Raw genomic sequence first — 17,459 nt, 5'->3', positions numbered from 1 at the left:
GATTTTTCTAGTTTCAGCGGATTAAATAAAGAATAACAAAGATTTTTAATAAAATTAAAAGGTTTTACCAAATCTTCGAAAATGAATGTAAAAGATTTAGAAGATCTTATTTTATAATGTTTTAGAACACATTTTATTTCAGCAAGAATGAGATAAACTCTATCCTGGAGCTTCTAAAAAAATTATAGAATCATTAGACAATATATTAGTCGGGATTATATCGACTCAAATACCGATGCTTGGAATATTTATACAAACAAGAGGAATACTTGAAAAAGTAAATAATCTTATTGACTCTGAAAAAATTATTGCCAAAAATAACAAAATTGCATAATTTGATATAAAAGAAATAAGGGAAGAAGCTAAATCTCATGAGAAGCTTGAAAACATGAAAAAGCCAAAAAAGTTGCTACAATTTCAGAAATATCAAAAGAACCGACTCGAAAAATTATTGAAATAGCAAATAAAAACCCTAATAACCAAGCTTCACTAGAGAATATTGTAAAAGCTACTAAAGCTATACCAAAAAGCAAAGATGAAGTAGAAGAAAAAATAACAGAACTAAAAAGTAATATTGAAAGTGCAATTCCACAAGATACAAATATTGACAAATTAAACTCTGTAAAGAATACTATTTCTGGTAATCTAAATGAAGCTAAAACAGAATTATTAAAAGTATTACATCCGGAAGCTTCTTGTAGCGAAAAGATAGAATCCTTATGTAAAGCAGCAGAAAAAGCTACGAAAATTGCAAGCGACATAAAAAAATAGTAGGAGTAATACCAGGAAGTCAAGAACTCGGAAATGTTATAAGTCTCACAATAAAAACTAACTTATTACCGCCTCCGGTCTTAGCAATTGCAAAGCTAACTCCTGATATAGCTAACTTAGTTAATATAGGTAAAGCAGTGGTTACTATACTTTCTAAAACACACAACTTAACTCAACAACAAGGAAGAGCAAAATAGTGTCTAATTCTAATACTCATATTTTAATTGCCATAGGTTGCTTATTAGCATTATTATTAATATTTTTAATGTATAAGAAAATAGCAGCACGTAAAAAAAATATATTACCTGCTGAAGGAGGTAATATTGATGATTCGCCAAATGTGGCCCTTAATAGTCAAAAACCAGAAAATAAAAAGCTGACATTACAAGAAAGAATAGAACTATCTTGGAAATTCCTTTATAACATCACGGAAGTTATTTTAAATAAATTCTCTCAAGAAGATGTTATTCAAGTGAATAAATGCGGTCAAGTTTTATTTGAAAATGGCGTTAGATATGAACATGTAGTCGATCTTGCAATTCCTCAAGTTAAGTCTCATACTCAAACAGTTGAACAAGAACAATCTAAAGGAAAAAAAGCCTTAGGGGTATAACTCTTTTCTTTGAAAAGTAGTATTTTATACTTTTCTTTAAAGCATGTTTAAAATCAATTATGTTTTTTATCCTTTACTCATATACTAATATAACTATTTAGGAGTTTATTCCTAAATAGTAATTTTTTAGGAATAAACTCCAATTAAGTTAGATTATAAAAGGCAGCATTCTTAGCTAAATGTCTAATATATATCTTGTTACTATATCGTTTAATAAAAGTAAGCAATTCTTATTATTGGCATTTACTTTGTAGTTTTATCGGTTCTTTATACCAAAACGGTAATATATTAAATAATGGAGAATTTTTAGTCTTACAAAAAATAAATTGGTTTTTTATGCAGTAATTCCTAATAAAGATGCTTTGCATGCTTCACATTTAAGCTATCATGCATTGAAAGATAAAGATGAATTAGAGCAATTGGGCGTAATAATTAGTTATAAAATAACAGCAGACTATGTTAGTGAAACACCTATTGATATCGAAAAAAATATTGAAAATGCAAAATTTCTCTATTTATATCCTATTTCATGGTCAAAAGCTTATGAAGAGCAACTTATATTACGTACAGATGAGGGGAGATATCTACCTTTATATATAATAAATGATAAAGACCGATATCTCGGAGGAACAATTACTTCTTGGCAAAATGATTATGCGGCGGCTTACAGCTTATGGCTTTCAAGCTATAAACATTAGCACCTTTAATGGAAAAACAATTAGCAGAATTAGATAGTGATATTTCTATAAAAGGAAGAAAAATGAGTAAGCGAATACAAAAATGTTTAAAAAAGAAAGTTTTTTATCCTATAGCAGCACCGGTATCAGGAAACTCCTATGCACGTTCTAATTATTCAAATTGTCCATCTTGTAAAAAAGATTGGCAATTCAAAACAACATTTCCTGAAATATTTGATTATAAATGTAATAAATGCCTTTTATTAGGTTATGAACTTCATAGTTAGCTTTTTGTTGCCTAGAGATACCTTACATATTCTTAATATAACGCCGGTTTAAACAAATCCGTTAACTTGATGCTCCCAGAGTTCCTTAAAAGTGCCGTCTTCTACGATCTTGCCTTTATCCATAACAATAATTCTATCCATATGCTTGATAGTAGATAATCTGTGGGCTATAGCAATTATTGTGACATTCTCAATATCAAGCATGGTATTAATAGATTTTTGTACTTCTTGCTCTGTATGGCTATCAAGGCTTGAAGTTGCTTCATCTAAAACCAAAATCGGAGCGTTTTTAAGAATAGCACGGACAATTGCTATACGTTGCCTCTGTCCACCACTTAGCTTTACTCCTCTCTCACCGACAATGGTGTTATATTTTTCCGGTAAACTTTCGATAAATTCATGGATATTTGCAGCTTTGGCGGCATTTTCTATTTCCCAAGGCAAAGCTTTTGCATATCCGATATTCTTACCTACTGAGCGATGAAAAAGCATAATATCTTGAGGAATTAATGATATCTGCTCCCACAGGCTGTCAAAGGAAGTATCGTAAAGGCTTTGGTTATCGATTATAATATCGCAAATTCCGGCTTAAAATTTTTCAATAATAATGCAATTAAAGTGGATTTACCGCTACCTGAATTCCCGACAATACCCACTTTCTCACCGGCTTTAATATACAAATTAAGAGACTGGAATACACTACTCCCCTCTTTATAAGCAAACGATATATCCTTAAATATAATCTCCCCTTTGAAGATTTTTAATGCAGCAGCATTTTTTATCTATAGTATCTTGTGGGATTTGCATGATTGTAAAGGCGGAGCGAAACGCTGCTATATCTTCTAAAAAGTCTTTAAGTTCCATAGTGGCATGCCACGAATTTTCAGTAACTAAAAAAGTAAGGGACATAATAAAAGCAATATCGCCGATACTAATTTCACCAAGATTACGTTAAATGAATTACATACACAAATACACCTATATACCCAATAACTAAACTGAGTATTATACAAATAATTAAATCATATTTGTAATATTTTTGTTAGAGGGTTATGTACATTATGGTAATAATCATTTACTTTATTTAATTCTCGCTGCTTTGCTGCAAACGAAAAAATAGTAAAGATGTTTATAATACAATCAGCTACCAAGAATCTTGCTTATCTTGTTCCATTGTAGCAAGTTTAGTAAAAAACTGTAAAGCAAGCGGTAAGTCAATAGCCATAAAGGTACTAATGACAACAAATACTTTAATATTAGTAAGACCCAGTGCAATACCGGAAAGCAAGGTAATTAATAACGGTTTGCTTAATTGATACTCGATTGCTTGGTGCATTTTATAATAATTATCACCTATGCCCCGTACTCTTCCAACGATAGAACCGGAAAGGTTATTTTGAAAATAAGTATACGGCCAAATTAAAACAGTGATTACATATTTTATTCATCATGCCTTGAAAGATATGAGGCATTGCTTTAAGTTGTGCAAAGTTATGAGCACGCCAAGCACCATCAAGTATAGCTTGTGCTGCTACAAACCATATTATCGGTTTATAACTTTGAGCAAATATAATCTTTTCATTATATTTATACGGCTTTATAACAGACCATAAAAAAGCAACAGGATAAGTTTTGATTTTCATAAGTTGAGAAATGTATGTTATTCTTAGATAAAAGCGGCCTTATTACATGGCCCGTTTCATATCATACCTGCGTGCCCTTGTTGCATGACTCTTATGTCATTCCCGCAAAAGCGGGAATCCAGTACCTTAAAGCTTTATTTGAAAAGTAAAATTTATAAAAAAATCTTGGTCTAAAAGATTTTTTTGGAAAGCTCGATTTATCTCGCTTTACCCTGGATTCCCGCCTTCGCGGGAATGACATCGATCCTTAAGTTGTCACCCATGTGCGATCAACGGAATGACATTATTGTAGATAATCTATTAATATATTAGTATCAAAGGTAGCTTTCATTCGTTCCACTCATTACATAATTTAGCCTGATATTCTACACTATCTAGATTTTTATCTTTCCAGAGTCCAAAAGCGTTTTCAAATGCCTTATTATTGTGATCATTACTAGCAATGTAACTAGTTAAAGCTTGCCCAATAATTTTATCTCTTGATATTTTTTTCTTGGATATTTTATCTAGAATTTTAATTTGCGAATCAGCTATATTAATAATAGTTCTCACATAATCTCCTTAGGATTTTTTCCTAATTAGGATATCATATCCCTATGATACGTATTATTATCTTATATCATCCTTTAGATTTAAAATCTACAAATATTTCTCATTCTCTTCTTTAACCACAGCTATTAACTGCTCAACCGATAATACTTCTTGGTCAGTAGTTCCGAGCCTTCTAATCGCTACTTGTTTATTTTCTTGCTCTTGTTTACCAATTACTGCAATCATCGGTATTTTTTGATTAGAAAACTCACGAATCTTATAGTTAATTTTATCAGGTGAGATATTAAAATCCGTTCTTACCCCGTTATCAATTAAAGCTTTCTGCACTTCCAAAGCGTAATCGTTCAAATCGCTGGTAATAGTTGCAATAGCAACCTGCACTGGTGCAAGCCAAAGCGGAAACCTACCTGCATATTCTTCGATCAATATACCAATAAAACGCTCAAGTGAGCCAAGGATCGCTCTATGTAGCATTACGGGTCTTTTTTTCTCTCCGCTTGCTGCAACATAGCTAGCGTCTAACCGCTCCGGCAAAACAAAATCCATCTGAAGCGTACCGCATTGCCATTGCCGCCCTATCGCATCGGTTAATACAAACTCAAGCTTCGGACCGTAAAATGCCCCCTCGCCCGGGTTTAGTGTATAATTAAACCCTGCTTGTTCTACTGCTTCTTTTAAAGCATTCTCAGCCTTATCCCAAACTTCATTGCTCCCTGCTCTGATTTCAGGACGATCAGAGAATTTTACCTTTATATCAGTAAAGCCGAAATCCTTATAAACTTCAGTCAGTAATTTACAAAAACTAACCGTTTCATCGGTAATTTGTTCCGCAGCACAAAATATATGTGCATCGTCTTGCACTAAACTCCGCACTCTCATTAAACCGTGCAATGCACCGGATGCCTCATTACGATGGCACAAACCAAACTCCGACATACGAAGAGGTAAATCACGATAACTCTTGATACCTTGTTTGAAAATCTGCACGTGGCAAGGGCAGTTCATCGGCTTCAAAGCTAATGTCTTGTCGTCTGTTTCTAACGCAAACATATCATCACGAAACTTTTCCCAATGTCCTGAAGCCTCCCAAAGGCTTTTATCGACCAAAACAGGAGTCTTAACTTCGGTATAACCGTTTTTACGAATCTTTTTCCTAATATACTGCTCAATGGTATTATATATACTCCAGCCTTTATCATGCCAAAATACCATTCCTTGAGCTTCTTCTTGGAAGTGGAATAAATCAAGCTCACGCCCAAGCTTTCTATGATCACGCTTTTCGGCTTCTTCAAGCATCAAGAGGTAACTATCTAGCTGCTCCTTCGTGGCCCAAGCAGTGCCGTATATACGCTGCAACATCTCATTACGACTATCACCTCGCCAATACGCTCCTGCAACTTTCATCAACTTAAAATGCTTAACAACCCCTGTAGAAGGAGCATGCGGACCTCGGCATAGATCAATAAAATTACCTTGCCTGTATAAAGTAATTGGCTCACCTGCCGGAATTGAAGCAATAATTTCGGCTTTATAATGCTCTCCTATCGATTTAAAAAACTCTACGGCTTTATCCCTATCCCATAGCTCTCTTGTTACTTGCTCGTTCTTTTGTGAAAGTTCTTGCATTTTAGCTTCTATAACGGCTAAATCATCAGTGGTAAAAGGTTTATCACGAGCAAAATCGTAATAATAACCGTTTTCAATTGCAGGACCAATCGTTACCTGAGTTTCAGGGAATAGTTCCTTTACTGCTTCTGCTGTTAAATGTGCCGCATCGTGCCTTATTATCTCGAGACATTCAGGATCTTTCGCAGTTAAAATACGAAGCTTGCAATCATTGTCAATTACGATACTTAAATCTTGAAGCTCACCGTTTATTTCAGCAACCATTGCTGCTTTAGCAAGTGACATTGAAATTGCATTTGCTACTTCATAGACGGTAATGTTTTTTGCAAATTGTTTTATACTCCCATCGGGAAAGGAAATATTAATCATTCTTTTATAACTTATTTTTTCTTCAAATTTTTTACTTGTAGACCTTATCTCGTAGCTCTTATGTCATTCCTGCAAAAGCAGGAATGACACTTAGACTACTTGCTTTCTTGATCTATCATAGCCATGGCATTTATAAATTCTAATACTCTTGCATCACTAAGGATCTGATCAATAGCTTTATCGTTAAAGGTTAGTCCGGCGTCTTTACTTTTTACATCCACTACTAAAGATTCACCGTCTTTTAATTCAGAATTTTTACTAAAAACTTCTATTGCCCTAAAGCCGTATTGCTTTATTACTGAAGATTGTTTTCCTAGATTTAAAGCAAATTCCTTAGAATCTTCTATTTTATTAAGCACCGGTACAATAGCATTATTAGTATAATGCACAAAATTATTTATAACCACACTCGGATCCGATAATTTTATTACGCTTTCTAGATTCAGAGGATTATCTATAGTAGGCATATCAATATCAATAGCAAAATTAAAATCATCCATTACAAGATTAGTTTTACCGGATAATTTTTTTGCTTCAGGATCAAACTCACCTTTTAAATTAAATTCGGAATTATTTATTTTTGCAAAAACACCCATTACTCTTTCCCCATCTTCTTGAGTAATAGGGCTAGTTAGTTTAAAAATTTTATCTAACTCAGCTCTTTTGTTTAAACCATTACTAAAGTAGCTTCCTAAAGCTTCAGCTGCCATTTTTTGGTATGTTTCAGAAGGTTCTATAGTAGATTTAATATTTAAAGCAAAATCAAAAATTTTATCTTTTTCTATATTTAATTTATATAAATTACTTTCTACTTTTCCTTTTCTTTCAATATCACAAGCAAATAAAAACGGCTTACCTTTTACTAATTCTCCTAACATCTGCATAAAAATAACAGCATGCATATTCTCATCTTGCCTTTGATCTAGAGAAAAATTTTGAATTAATAATTTCCCAAGAGCTACTAACTCATCACTATATTTTAGTTTTAATTTGGAATTGTAAGAAATAGGTAAATTCAATATATCTAACTTTGTCAAACCATACTCAAAGAAAGCAGTATCAGAGTCATTAGCTATTTGATCTCTCAAAAATTCAAAAATTTTATCATATAAATTTCTTCTGTAATTTTCAGAAATAAAAGAAACAGTATTTTTTCCATCCAAAATTAACAAATTAAGGTTATCCGATGTCTTAGTATTAGTAATTACAGAATTACTAATATCACTCTCTGCTAATTTTTCTGCATCTAGAGAACTATAAAGAGTTGATTTATTGTCACTCAAGCTTAATTTCCAATAATCAGGCTCTCTATTAAACAAAGATTTTCTAAACCAAATTGTTGTATGATGATCAGGTGAGTAAAAAATATTTTTTTCATCTTGAGCGGTAGTAATTTTTACATTATTTCCGTAAGAATCAATTTTTGTAATATTCAAAAACGGTATATGTCTAATAACTATTTCATCAAAATAAAAATCTATAGGTTTTAACATTACTTTATTTAAAGTAACACTAAATCCATATTTATTAACTTTTATTGCATCATAAGTTATATATTCTTCATATTTATCAAGAATAGAGATAATATTTTCTTTACTTTGATGTTCAAATTTATAGGCAACATATCCCCACCCTACTAGGATTAGAGCTATAAAGCTTATTATAATAAATCGTATTTTCATCTTTTTTACTGTAAAAAATTATTAAAAATCAGAAATGTTGTTCCTGCGTAGAAACCTAATCGTCATTGCGAGCAGCAGTAGGCTGCGTGGCAATCTCGTCAAATATCCTGAGATTGCTTCGTCAATTACTTCGTAATTTTCCTCGCAATGACGAAAAACTGAACTTTGTAATAAAACCTTAAACAATCCCAAATAGTATATATCGCTTAAAAAATATATTTATTTTTCTTTTAAACGATCAGCTATTAGCTGATATGATTCAAAAACCTTATTTGGTTCTTTTTCAAGCAATTCAAATCCCAATTTTTCATTACTGTTAATATGCCATAATCTACAATTATCCGGACTAATTTCATCAGTTAACATAATGATAGATTCTTCACCGTTAAACACACGCCCAAATTCTAATTTACACTCAACAAGCCGAATCCCGACACCGATAAATAAGCCGCTTAGAAAATCATATATACGCAAAGCCTGCTCTTTTACCGCTTTAATTTCATCCCTAGTTAACCAGCCGAAATTTAATATTTGATACTCATTAACTATCGGATATTTAAATTCACGACTTCGGACCTTAAAATCAATGATAGGTTTATCAAATACATACCCTTCATCAATTCCGAATTCTTTTACAAATCTACTGCACGCTACTGATGATATTATTACTTGTATCGGAAAAACCTCAACATATTGAATTAATTGCTCCCTCATATTTATTTTTTCGATAAAATGATTTTCAATGCCGATCATTTCCAGTTTATCCATTAGAAAGGAAGAAATATTATTATTAAGTACTCCTTTACCTGATATATCAACAATCTCACCTGTTTCTAAAATAGCCTTATCGGAAAAAGCCATTATAAGTAAAAAATCTTCTTCGGCAGAATATAAAATTTTACTTGAACCTTCATATAATTTTTTTTTCATTTATTTGTCTCAAAATTCATTTCCCTCGTCATTGCGAGAAAATTACGAAGTAATTGACGAAGCAATCTCAGGAGCTTGTTATTATTTCATGAGATTGCTACGCAGCCTACGGCCGCTCGCAATGACGACTCTGGTATCCACACAAGCATATCATTAAAATCCCTGAAGATCATTCGGACCGATAATTGCCGACGTAGTAGTACCACTAAATATTTTATTTGCCGTATTAATAATATCATCAGCTTTTATGCTCATGATAATTTCCATAATCTCTTCAGGAGAAATATATTGACCGAAAACAGAATAATTTTTACCTATTTCTTCTGACTTATAGGTATTTTTCTCTTGAGCCATTTGTAAATTACTACGTAGTTGTGTTTTAGCTCTAAGAATCTCTTCTGTGCTTACTTGTTCAGTCATTTTTATTATTTCGTTTTTAATCTCTCTATATAATAATTCTAATTTATCATGTGCAGTGGATGCATAAATTGTAAACACTCCACTATCAAAATAAGCACTATTATAACTACCTACTGCATATGCTAAACCTAATTTCTCACGAATACTTTGAAATAAACGCGATGACATACCGCCACCGAATATTATAGAAAGTAGATGGGTTTGGTAAAGCTTTTCTAAATTAATATATGATGTACCTTCAAACCCTAGCACTACACTAGTTTGCTCTAACTCCTTATTAATAAAGCCGTTTCCGCCTATATATTTTGCCGGAATAAAGCTACTTTTTACTCCTTGCTTCAAAGAAGAAAATAACTGTTCCGCTATAATTACTATTTTATCATGATCAATATTACCGGCAATTGATAAATAGAGATTTTCAGCATTATAATGTTTATCTATAAAATTAAAAAAATGTTCTTTCGTAAAAGTTGCAAGGGTTTTAGCAGTACCTAAGATTGACTTACCCAACGGTTGTTCTCTATAAACTTTATTATAAAATTTCTCATATACTAGGTCATCTGGATTATCCTGATGATGAGCAATTTCCTGCATGATCACCTGATATTCCTTAGCTATTTCCTCATCAGAAAAAATAGAATTTTGAATTATATCGGCAAGTATATTAAGTGCTTTATCACAATTTTCAGACAAGACTCGTGCATAATATACCGTATTCTCATGACCGGTATAGGCATTAAAATGTCCGCCTATAGAGTCAAACGCTTCCGCTATCTGTTTTGCCGTTCTAGTTTTTGTACCTTTAAAAGCCATATGCTCAAGAAAGTGAGATATGCCATCCTCTTCTGCATTCTCATAACGTGCTCCAACTTTAGCAATTAAATTTATTGCTACCGAATTAACATAAGGCATATTATATGTTAAAATTGTCAAACCGTTTTTTAATTTACTAACATTAAAATTTTCTTTCATAATTTATCTTTTATTTTCTAAATCGTCATTGCGCGGAGATGCATAGCATCGACGTGGCAATCTCAGGAATTTTATATTACTTCATGAAATTGCCACGCTCCTTATAGTCGCTCGCAATGACGTTTTTTGATTTAAGCGATGACTCTCTTAACTTCGTAAGCCTTAGAAATCTTGCAAAAGCAAAAATTATTGAATCTACAAAACCGTCAAAACCAAATACAAAATAGCGTCTGATAAAAAACGCTTTAAAAAACCACCATATCATTTCTGTTGTTAAACGAAAATTTGAAAGCTTTTTTCCTTGCTTAACTAAATCTTTTGCTTGCTCGTTAGAATAAAAATTTGCTTTAGTGACCAACTGCTCAATTGAAGTACCAGAATAATGATAAGCAGCTTCATTTAATAGATAAATTTTACCTGCAAAATCAACATCTTTATTAAATATTACCGAATCATGAGTAGTACTATTTACGGTATTTGCAAAGCTTGCAAATTTTTTATTATACAACCGAGTACATTTATTAAATGGAGCAAACATTCGTGGCTTTTGGTCATTACGATGCATTATTAACAGCTTTATTTGATAAGCTAAATAACGATCTTGATTATGAGAGGCAAAAATATACTCTATTTCGTCTTGTAACTCTTTAGACAACTCCTCATCGGCATCAATATTAAGGACCCAATCATTTACGCAAAGGCTTTCGGCAAAAGATTTCTGTCCTACATAACCAAGCCACGGTTTTATTACTACCTTTGCTCCTAATTTTTCAGCTATTGCTACCGTATCATCAGTACTTTCACTATCGACTACTATCACCTCATCAGTAATATTTTTTACGCTATTTATAGCTCGTGCTACCCTTGTGGATTCATTTTTGGTAATAATAAATGCTGAGATTTTTTCAGTTAATGACTTATTCATAATACGTATACATTCTAAGAATTTTTACAACTTTTTCTTGTTTATAAACTTCATAAACCAACCTATGTTGAATATTAATTCTTCTTGAATAGCAACCGCTAAAGTCACCAACGAGCTTTTCATATGGAGGGTAAATTTTCCAAGGATCAGTACTAACTATGTTTAATAAAACTTCTACTTTATTCTTTAAACCGGCTTGCACTATTTTCTTAGCATCTTTTTGTGCTTGTATAGTATAACGAATTATATACATTTATAAAAAATTACCAATTTAATTTATCGCTACACTTTGCTATAGGCTCTGCTCGTCCTTCAATTATAGACTTATGCATATTTGGAATAGATAATAAATATAAAGTTTCTTCCATATTACGATAATCTTCTTCTGAAATTATAACTACATTATTTCTTTTACCTTTAATATAAACAGGTTTGTGTACATCAGAAACATAATCTATAAGTTTATAAAGCTTACTTCTTGCTTCGCTTGTATTATATATTTCCATTATTTTTTCCTTATAGTTAGTGAGACTTAATATTAATAACGTACTATAAACAGTACGTTTTGTCAAGGTTATATTCCTACTATCACCCTAAACACCAGCTTAACTACATAAGTTAAAAGTAATGTGGATAATAATCCGCTAAGCCATAGGATAATAAACCATTGCCACCCTTTGAGACAAGAGGTTATTTTTTTAAATTTTTTAATATATCGGATGATGAGATGATTTGCCACGAAATATATAATAACAATAGAATGTGTAGCCAAGTATGACAGGTAGGAATATCCCAGCCCCTATCAACAGTAAAGACTGTGACTCCGGTGCTGCTGCAGCAGTTTCAAGCGTAACTTTATAAGGAACGATATATGGCCATATGCTTATCGCGAGCCCTAAATATCCTAATAAAAATAACAAGATCGTATAAATAAACGGCTTTACTTCTTTTTTCTGCTTAACGGCTTTAATTAACTTGATAAATATTAAAGCAGTTACAATAGGTACAATAAATAAATAGTAAATATTAGGTACACTAAACCAACGATGATTTATGTGGTTATTTAAGAAAGGAACCCATAAGCTTACAAGCCCCATAAAAAGTGCAACGTAAAATAAAATATATAAAGCAGATTTATAAGCCCAATCTTGTGTTGTCTTTTCTGTTTTCAGAATAAGCCAAGTAGCACCCAAGAGTGCATAACCGAATATTAATGCTATCCCCGTCATAACGGAAAAGGGAGTAAGAAAATCAAAGCTCCCTCCTGCAAATTCTCGTCCTTCTATCTCTATTCCTTGGACAAACGTACCAAGCATTAAACCTTGACAAAAAACAGTAATCATAGAACCGAAATGAAAAGCGTAGTCCCAAATATAACGATGACCTATATGAGCCTTAAAACGGAATTCAAAAGCTACACCACGAAATATTAGACCGAGTAACATCAATATAATAGGAATATATAAAGCCGGCATTAATAGCGAATACGCCAACGGGAAAGCCGCAAATAAACCACCGCCGCCAAGTACTAACCAAGTTTCGTTCCCGTCCCAAAAAGGAGCAATAGAATTGATCATTTTATGACGGCAATCATCGGTAGGTGCAAACGGAAATAAGATTCCTACTCCTAAATCAAAACCGTCTAATAAAACATATAAACAAATAGCGGTAGCTATAAGCCCACCCCAAACAAGCGGTAAATCTATATAAGGTGCAAAATTTAACATAAGCTTATTACTTTTCTAATAATGGGTTATTCAAACCACTCTCTCCGTACATTTCTTTATTATCTATCACTGCTATACCTTTCTTTATCAAATGCATTATATAATATATACCCGCTCCGAAAATGATCACATACACTACTATAAAAGCAATTAGAGAAATAAATACATATTTGCCGAGTACCGGTGATACCGTATCCACGGTTTTTAAAATATTATATACTATATAAGGTTGTCTACCTACCTCGGTTACGAACCAACCGGCAAGTACTGCAATAAAACCTGAAGGTGACATTAATATATACCAATATTGAAACCAATGCGTAGTATATAATCTTTTCTTCAAGTAAAGATATAACCCCACAATACCTATAAATACCATTAAGCAACCGATTCCTACCATAATACGAAAGCTAAAAAATACTACTGCAACCGGCGGACGCTCTTCTTTTGTCCATTCTTTTAATCCTTTCACTTCACCATCTAAACTATGCGTTAAGATTAAACTACTAGCATAAGGTATTTCTACAGCATATTTTGTTTTTTCTTCTTCCCCGTCAGGAAAGCCGATAAGATTAAAAGCTGCTCCTTTGTCTGTATTCCAAATACCTTCCATAGCCGAGACCTTGACCGGCTGATATTTAAGAGTATTTAAACCATGCAGATCACCAATAACTATTTGAATAGGTGCAACGATTAACGCCATTAACACCGCCATAAAAAGCATAATTTTAGCATGCTCTTTATAACGATTATTTAGTAAATAAAAGCTAGCTACACCACCGATAACAAAAGAAGTAGTTAAATAAGCCGCCGTAATCATATGAAAAAAGCGATATGGGAAAGAAGGGTTAAAGATAATTTCTAGCCAATTTAAAGGATAAAAGAATCCTTCGCCTCGCAGTTCAAAACCAGCAGGCGTATGCATCCAGCTACTAGCTGCAAGTATCCAAAAAGCTGAGATTACAGTACCAACGGCAACTATTAACGTAGAAATAAAATGTACTTTTTTACTGACTTTATTAAAGCCGAATAACATTATACCTAAAAAAGAAGATTCGAGGAAAAAGGCAGTAAATACTTCAAAACCGAGAAGCGGACCAAGGACATTTCCAACCTTATCTGAAAAATTCGACCAGTTAGTACCGAATTGATAAGACATTACAACACCCGAAACTACTCCCATACCGAAAGTAACAGCAAAAATCTTCACCCAAAATTTGTATATTTCTTGATAAACCGGCTTTTTTGTTTTCAACCATAACCCTTCAATTACCGCTAAAAAGCTTGCAAGCCCTATAGTAAAAGCAGGGAATATTATATGAAAACTTATGGTAAAAGCAAATTGAATCCTTGATAATAATCCTTGATCAAATTCCATATTTAAGCTGCTGTTTTAAGATAATAAGCTTTGTTGACAATAACAATATACTCCCAGTGTAATAACGTATACTTAATACGTGAGTACCACAGTACTTATAGGACGACGACGTAGCCAATTTTTCAAATTAAGCGAGTATACAGTATTTGATTTAATCATCCACCTTTGCTATTATTAAATTCTATCTGATTAGTTTTAACAAATTTTCCTTTTTCGGAGTTCCAATTATAATGAACATTTACTATTCTTACTTCTGTAATATTAATATCACCATTGGGCAATTGCGTTACATCATACCCTTTTCGGATAGAATCCGTAATTAATAAACTTGCTTGACAAATATATTTTACATCAAAGAACGGAGAATCGTCTTCCTTAGACTTTTCTTGTTCTTCTAAAAAATTATTAGATAATTCTTTTTCTTGCATTTCTAATGATGTTGAAGTTATTTTCTGAATTTTGTAGCATTATTTAAGGTAAGAAGCAAGACTTGTTTATTATTTTTCCACAGATTTAATATTTTTAGGTATATTTTAAAATAATTAAATTAAAATATGCTCCAAAATAACACGAATTAATATATTATTTTAAAATCGAGGTACATTATTGTGATAAAATACCCTACTTTATCTAAATCAACATTTAGCTTAAGTATTTATTTTTTAAAATTCGATAAAGTTAAAATGACTTTATTGACTGTAATTTGTATTTTACTCGGTATGATTCCGGCGATTGATAGTATATTACTTCAGAAAATCATTGATTTAATAGAATCTTTCAGCGATAAGAACGCTAATAATCTTTTATCTTCCATGATTTACTGGGCAGTATTTTATGCTCTTTGGTGGGAGAGTATTAATATAGCATATCGTTCATATGATTATTTGTATCTCAAGACTATGCCCATAATAAAAGGGAAAATACTAAATGAACTTTATAATTATACCCAATATCATAGCCATAAATTCTTTCAGGATAATCTAGCAGGACATATTAGCAATCGTATTACCGAAACTGCAAGATCGTTTGAGATGATTATTTCAATATTCGGTGAAAAAATTCTTCGTAAACTCGCTATTATTGTATTTGCATTAATTGCTTTATATTCGGTACATTACGTTTTTGCTACGATATTTATTTTATGGATTACGGTTTTTTTAGGACTTAGTGTTCTTTTCTCCGATAAAATCAATAAATACTCATTAAATTATGCTAGAAGCCAATCTTTTGTTGCCGGTAGTATCGTAGATGCAATTAGCAACATTAATGCGGTTAGAATGTTTACAGCCCATAAATTTGAACGTCAACATCTCGAAACAAGAGTAGAAAATGCCGTAGCCGATGAGCAGACTATGCAATTCTTTATGTTCAAATTGCGTTATGCTCTTGGGACTTCTTGTTCAATAATGATTTTTATAATGATTTATTATTTATCTAAACTTCGTAGCGAATTATCTATAAGCATAGGTGATTGCGTATTAGTGCTAACATTATGTATAAATGTAGCAGACGATATTTGGGATTTAACGCAAGAAATCGGTGATATGTTCGAGCAGGTCGGGGCATTTAATCAAGGCTTATCTTTAATGGCACCGCATATTATAACTGATATTGCAAACGCTACTCCATTAGATATCAAAGAAGGGGTTATTGAATTTAGAAATGTTACATTTAATTATCATCATAATAACAATCTATTTTATAATAAATCGGTATTAATACCGAGTAAACAAAAAGTAGGACTAATTGGATTTTCAGGTTCAGGGAAAACCACTTTTATTAGTTTACTCACAAGGTTACATGATATAGAAGAAGGAATGATTTTAATAGATAATCAAAATATTAAAAACGTAACTCAAGATTCTTTAAGAAAAGCCATTAGCCTTATACCTCAAGAACCGGTGCTTTTTCATCGTACCATTTTGGACAATATCAGATACGGGAAAAAAGAAGCTACTCTTGAGGAGGTTATAGAAGCAGCAAAAGCTGCACATATTCATGATATTATCGATAATCTACCGGACGGTTACGATACTATGTGCGGTGAACGGGGGAATAACTTATCAGGCGGTCAGCGTCAAAGAATTATCATAGCAAGAGCCATCTTAAAAAATGCTCCTATTTTAATTCTCGATGAAGCAACAAGTAGCTTAGATAGCGAGACGGAAAGCCTGATTCAAGAGTCAATGGATTATTTAATGCAAAATAAAACCGTGATAGTCATTGCCCACAGATTATCTACTTTACTCAATATGGATAGAATTTTAGTTTTTGAAAAGGGAAGTATAATCGATGACGGTAACCATGCAGAATTACTAAAAAATAGTAAGCTATATCAAAAATTATGGAACTCTCAAGTTAAAGGGTTAATAGTGTGAGGAGGTATTACCCATGTTTTATGTCATTCCTGCTTTCGCAGGAATGACATAAAACCAGCCTCAACCTTTAAACTAAATCATTATGAGCCACTATTTCTCCTGTTGCTTCAACTTGAAGTAGTCCGCACTCTGTCATCGCTTTTATTGCACTCTCAGGTAATTCTATCTTATCTGTAGCGTTACTATCAATAATATCTTCAATTTTTAAAATGCATAAAAACTCTAAAGGCGGTATCAATTTAGCTATCTTTCCTACTAATTCTATTAATGGTTGTTTTATAGAATCATCCGAATCCAAACTCATTTGATTTGAAAATATTATATAGTTCTAATAGGCTTTTTATATACTCATCCATTGAACAAACGCAGCTAAATCTTTCTTGTCAATAGCCTTAATTTTCTTGTAATCATTCTTACGCAATGTGGATTCAAGCGTTAAAAGAGCTTTCAGAGATTCATAAATTGCTTCCTTGTCACGGACCATTTGACCGTCAGGATCGAGTATATCC

The 17,459-nt window shown here is 32.4% G+C and carries 21 protein-coding genes and 1 pseudogene; 5 read left to right on the top strand and 17 right to left on the bottom strand.

The annotated features are described in order from the left end of the window. The first annotated feature begins 48 nt into the window (after positions 1-48). From RSL_RS10600 to RSL_RS10410, 4 genes and pseudogenes are all read left to right on the top strand, one after another. A pseudogene (locus RSL_RS10600) lies at positions 49-968 on the top strand (hypothetical protein). Beyond that, positions 968-1,384, top strand: coding sequence for a DUF2660 domain-containing protein (locus RSL_RS01585; RefSeq protein WP_014273263.1), 417 nt, complete (start codon positions 968-970; stop codon positions 1,382-1,384). Before RSL_RS10600 ends, RSL_RS01585 begins: the two are co-directional and overlap by 1 nt. A gap of 392 nt (positions 1,385-1,776) precedes the next feature. Further along, on the top strand, positions 1,777-2,082 hold the full coding sequence (locus tag RSL_RS10415; protein ID WP_193384668.1) for a hypothetical protein: 306 nt from the start codon (positions 1,777-1,779) through the stop codon (positions 2,080-2,082). Between the two features lie 8 nt (positions 2,083-2,090). After that, the gene (locus RSL_RS10410) at positions 2,091-2,348 is read left to right on the top strand and encodes a DUF8594 domain-containing protein (protein WP_016830667.1); all 258 of its coding nucleotides are present in this window, start codon (positions 2,091-2,093) and stop codon (positions 2,346-2,348) included. Positions 2,349-2,396: 48 nt separating this feature from the next. Here RSL_RS10410 and RSL_RS01570 read toward each other — a convergent pair whose 3' ends face one another. The 15 genes from RSL_RS01570 to RSL_RS01500 all read right to left on the bottom strand — a co-directional run bounded on the left by RSL_RS01570 (position 2,397) and on the right by RSL_RS01500 (position 15,000). Next, entirely contained in the window at positions 2,397-2,864 is a 468-nt protein-coding gene (locus RSL_RS01570) for an ATP-binding cassette domain-containing protein (RefSeq protein ID WP_267878485.1), read from the bottom strand. A 50-nt stretch (positions 2,865-2,914) separates the two neighbouring features. Beyond that, positions 2,915-3,028: an ATP-binding cassette domain-containing protein gene (locus RSL_RS10405; protein WP_014419734.1), complete on the bottom strand. Its 114-nt coding sequence runs from the start codon at positions 3,026-3,028 to the stop codon at positions 2,915-2,917. Positions 3,029-3,492: 464 nt separating this feature from the next. Further along, positions 3,493-3,684, bottom strand: coding sequence for a hypothetical protein (locus RSL_RS09775; RefSeq protein ID WP_041472141.1), 192 nt, complete (start codon positions 3,682-3,684; stop codon positions 3,493-3,495). Positions 3,685-3,739: 55 nt separating this feature from the next. After that, entirely contained in the window at positions 3,740-3,991 is a 252-nt protein-coding gene (locus RSL_RS09770; protein ID WP_231287734.1) for a hypothetical protein, read from the bottom strand. A gap of 327 nt (positions 3,992-4,318) precedes the next feature. Next, a complete protein-coding gene (locus RSL_RS01550) occupies positions 4,319-4,543 on the bottom strand; it encodes a hypothetical protein (RefSeq protein WP_014273262.1) in 225 nt (74 codons plus the stop codon). Between the two features lie 87 nt (positions 4,544-4,630). Beyond that, positions 4,631-6,538 carry a threonine--tRNA ligase gene (gene thrS / locus RSL_RS01545; protein ID WP_014273261.1) on the bottom strand — a complete coding sequence of 636 codons (1,908 nt, stop codon included), beginning with the start codon at positions 6,536-6,538 and terminating at the stop codon, positions 4,631-4,633. Between the two features lie 95 nt (positions 6,539-6,633). After that, positions 6,634-8,220, bottom strand: coding sequence for a hypothetical protein (locus RSL_RS01540; protein ID WP_014273260.1), 1,587 nt, complete (start codon positions 8,218-8,220; stop codon positions 6,634-6,636). 219 nt (positions 8,221-8,439) lie between these two features. Continuing rightward, positions 8,440-9,150: a phosphoribosylaminoimidazolesuccinocarboxamide synthase gene (locus tag RSL_RS01535; protein WP_004996420.1), complete on the bottom strand. Its 711-nt coding sequence runs from the start codon at positions 9,148-9,150 to the stop codon at positions 8,440-8,442. 153 nt (positions 9,151-9,303) lie between these two features. Continuing rightward, complete coding sequence (locus tag RSL_RS01530) at positions 9,304-10,542, bottom strand: M16 family metallopeptidase (RefSeq protein ID WP_014273258.1); 1,239 nt, start codon at positions 10,540-10,542, stop codon at positions 9,304-9,306. A 76-nt stretch (positions 10,543-10,618) separates the two neighbouring features. Next, a complete protein-coding gene (locus RSL_RS01525; protein WP_014273257.1) occupies positions 10,619-11,467 on the bottom strand; it encodes a glycosyltransferase family 2 protein in 849 nt (282 codons plus the stop codon). Next, positions 11,460-11,720, bottom strand: coding sequence for a Txe/YoeB family addiction module toxin (locus RSL_RS01520; protein WP_004996425.1), 261 nt, complete (start codon positions 11,718-11,720; stop codon positions 11,460-11,462). Before RSL_RS01520 ends, RSL_RS01525 begins: the two co-directional genes overlap by 8 nt. A 10-nt stretch (positions 11,721-11,730) precedes the next feature. Further along, positions 11,731-11,973 carry a type II toxin-antitoxin system Phd/YefM family antitoxin gene (locus tag RSL_RS01515; RefSeq protein ID WP_004996433.1) on the bottom strand — a complete coding sequence of 81 codons (243 nt, stop codon included), beginning with the start codon at positions 11,971-11,973 and terminating at the stop codon, positions 11,731-11,733. A 201-nt stretch (positions 11,974-12,174) separates the two neighbouring features. Beyond that, on the bottom strand, positions 12,175-13,194 hold the full coding sequence (gene cydB / locus RSL_RS01510) for a cytochrome d ubiquinol oxidase subunit II (protein ID WP_014273256.1): 1,020 nt from the start codon (positions 13,192-13,194) through the stop codon (positions 12,175-12,177). Positions 13,195-13,201: 7 nt separating this feature from the next. Beyond that, on the bottom strand, positions 13,202-14,572 hold the full coding sequence (locus tag RSL_RS01505) for a cytochrome ubiquinol oxidase subunit I (RefSeq protein ID WP_014273255.1): 1,371 nt from the start codon (positions 14,570-14,572) through the stop codon (positions 13,202-13,204). A 155-nt stretch (positions 14,573-14,727) separates the two neighbouring features. Then, positions 14,728-15,000, bottom strand: coding sequence for a DUF2671 domain-containing protein (locus RSL_RS01500; protein ID WP_014273254.1), 273 nt, complete (start codon positions 14,998-15,000; stop codon positions 14,728-14,730). 180 nt (positions 15,001-15,180) lie between these two features. On the opposite strand from RSL_RS01500, the gene RSL_RS01495 reads away from it, so the two are divergent. Beyond that, complete coding sequence (locus tag RSL_RS01495) at positions 15,181-16,950, top strand: ABC transporter ATP-binding protein (protein WP_014273253.1); 1,770 nt, start codon at positions 15,181-15,183, stop codon at positions 16,948-16,950. A gap of 67 nt (positions 16,951-17,017) precedes the next feature. On the opposite strand, the gene RSL_RS09765 is transcribed toward RSL_RS01495, so the two are convergent. Both RSL_RS09765 and RSL_RS09760 read right to left on the bottom strand, forming a co-directional pair. Continuing rightward, positions 17,018-17,254, bottom strand: a complete 237-nt coding sequence (locus tag RSL_RS09765; RefSeq protein ID WP_051127700.1) for a hypothetical protein — start codon at positions 17,252-17,254, stop codon at positions 17,018-17,020. Between the two features lie 36 nt (positions 17,255-17,290). Then, entirely contained in the window at positions 17,291-17,434 is a 144-nt protein-coding gene (locus tag RSL_RS09760) for a hypothetical protein (protein WP_231287733.1), read from the bottom strand. Positions 17,435-17,459: the final 25 nt, after the last annotated feature.

This window comes from Rickettsia slovaca 13-B, assembly GCF_000237845.1.
Lineage (GTDB): Bacteria > Pseudomonadota > Alphaproteobacteria > Rickettsiales > Rickettsiaceae > Rickettsia > Rickettsia rickettsii.
Note: the sequence above shows the minus strand (reverse complement) of the source record. Positions and strands in the feature narration are given on the sequence as shown.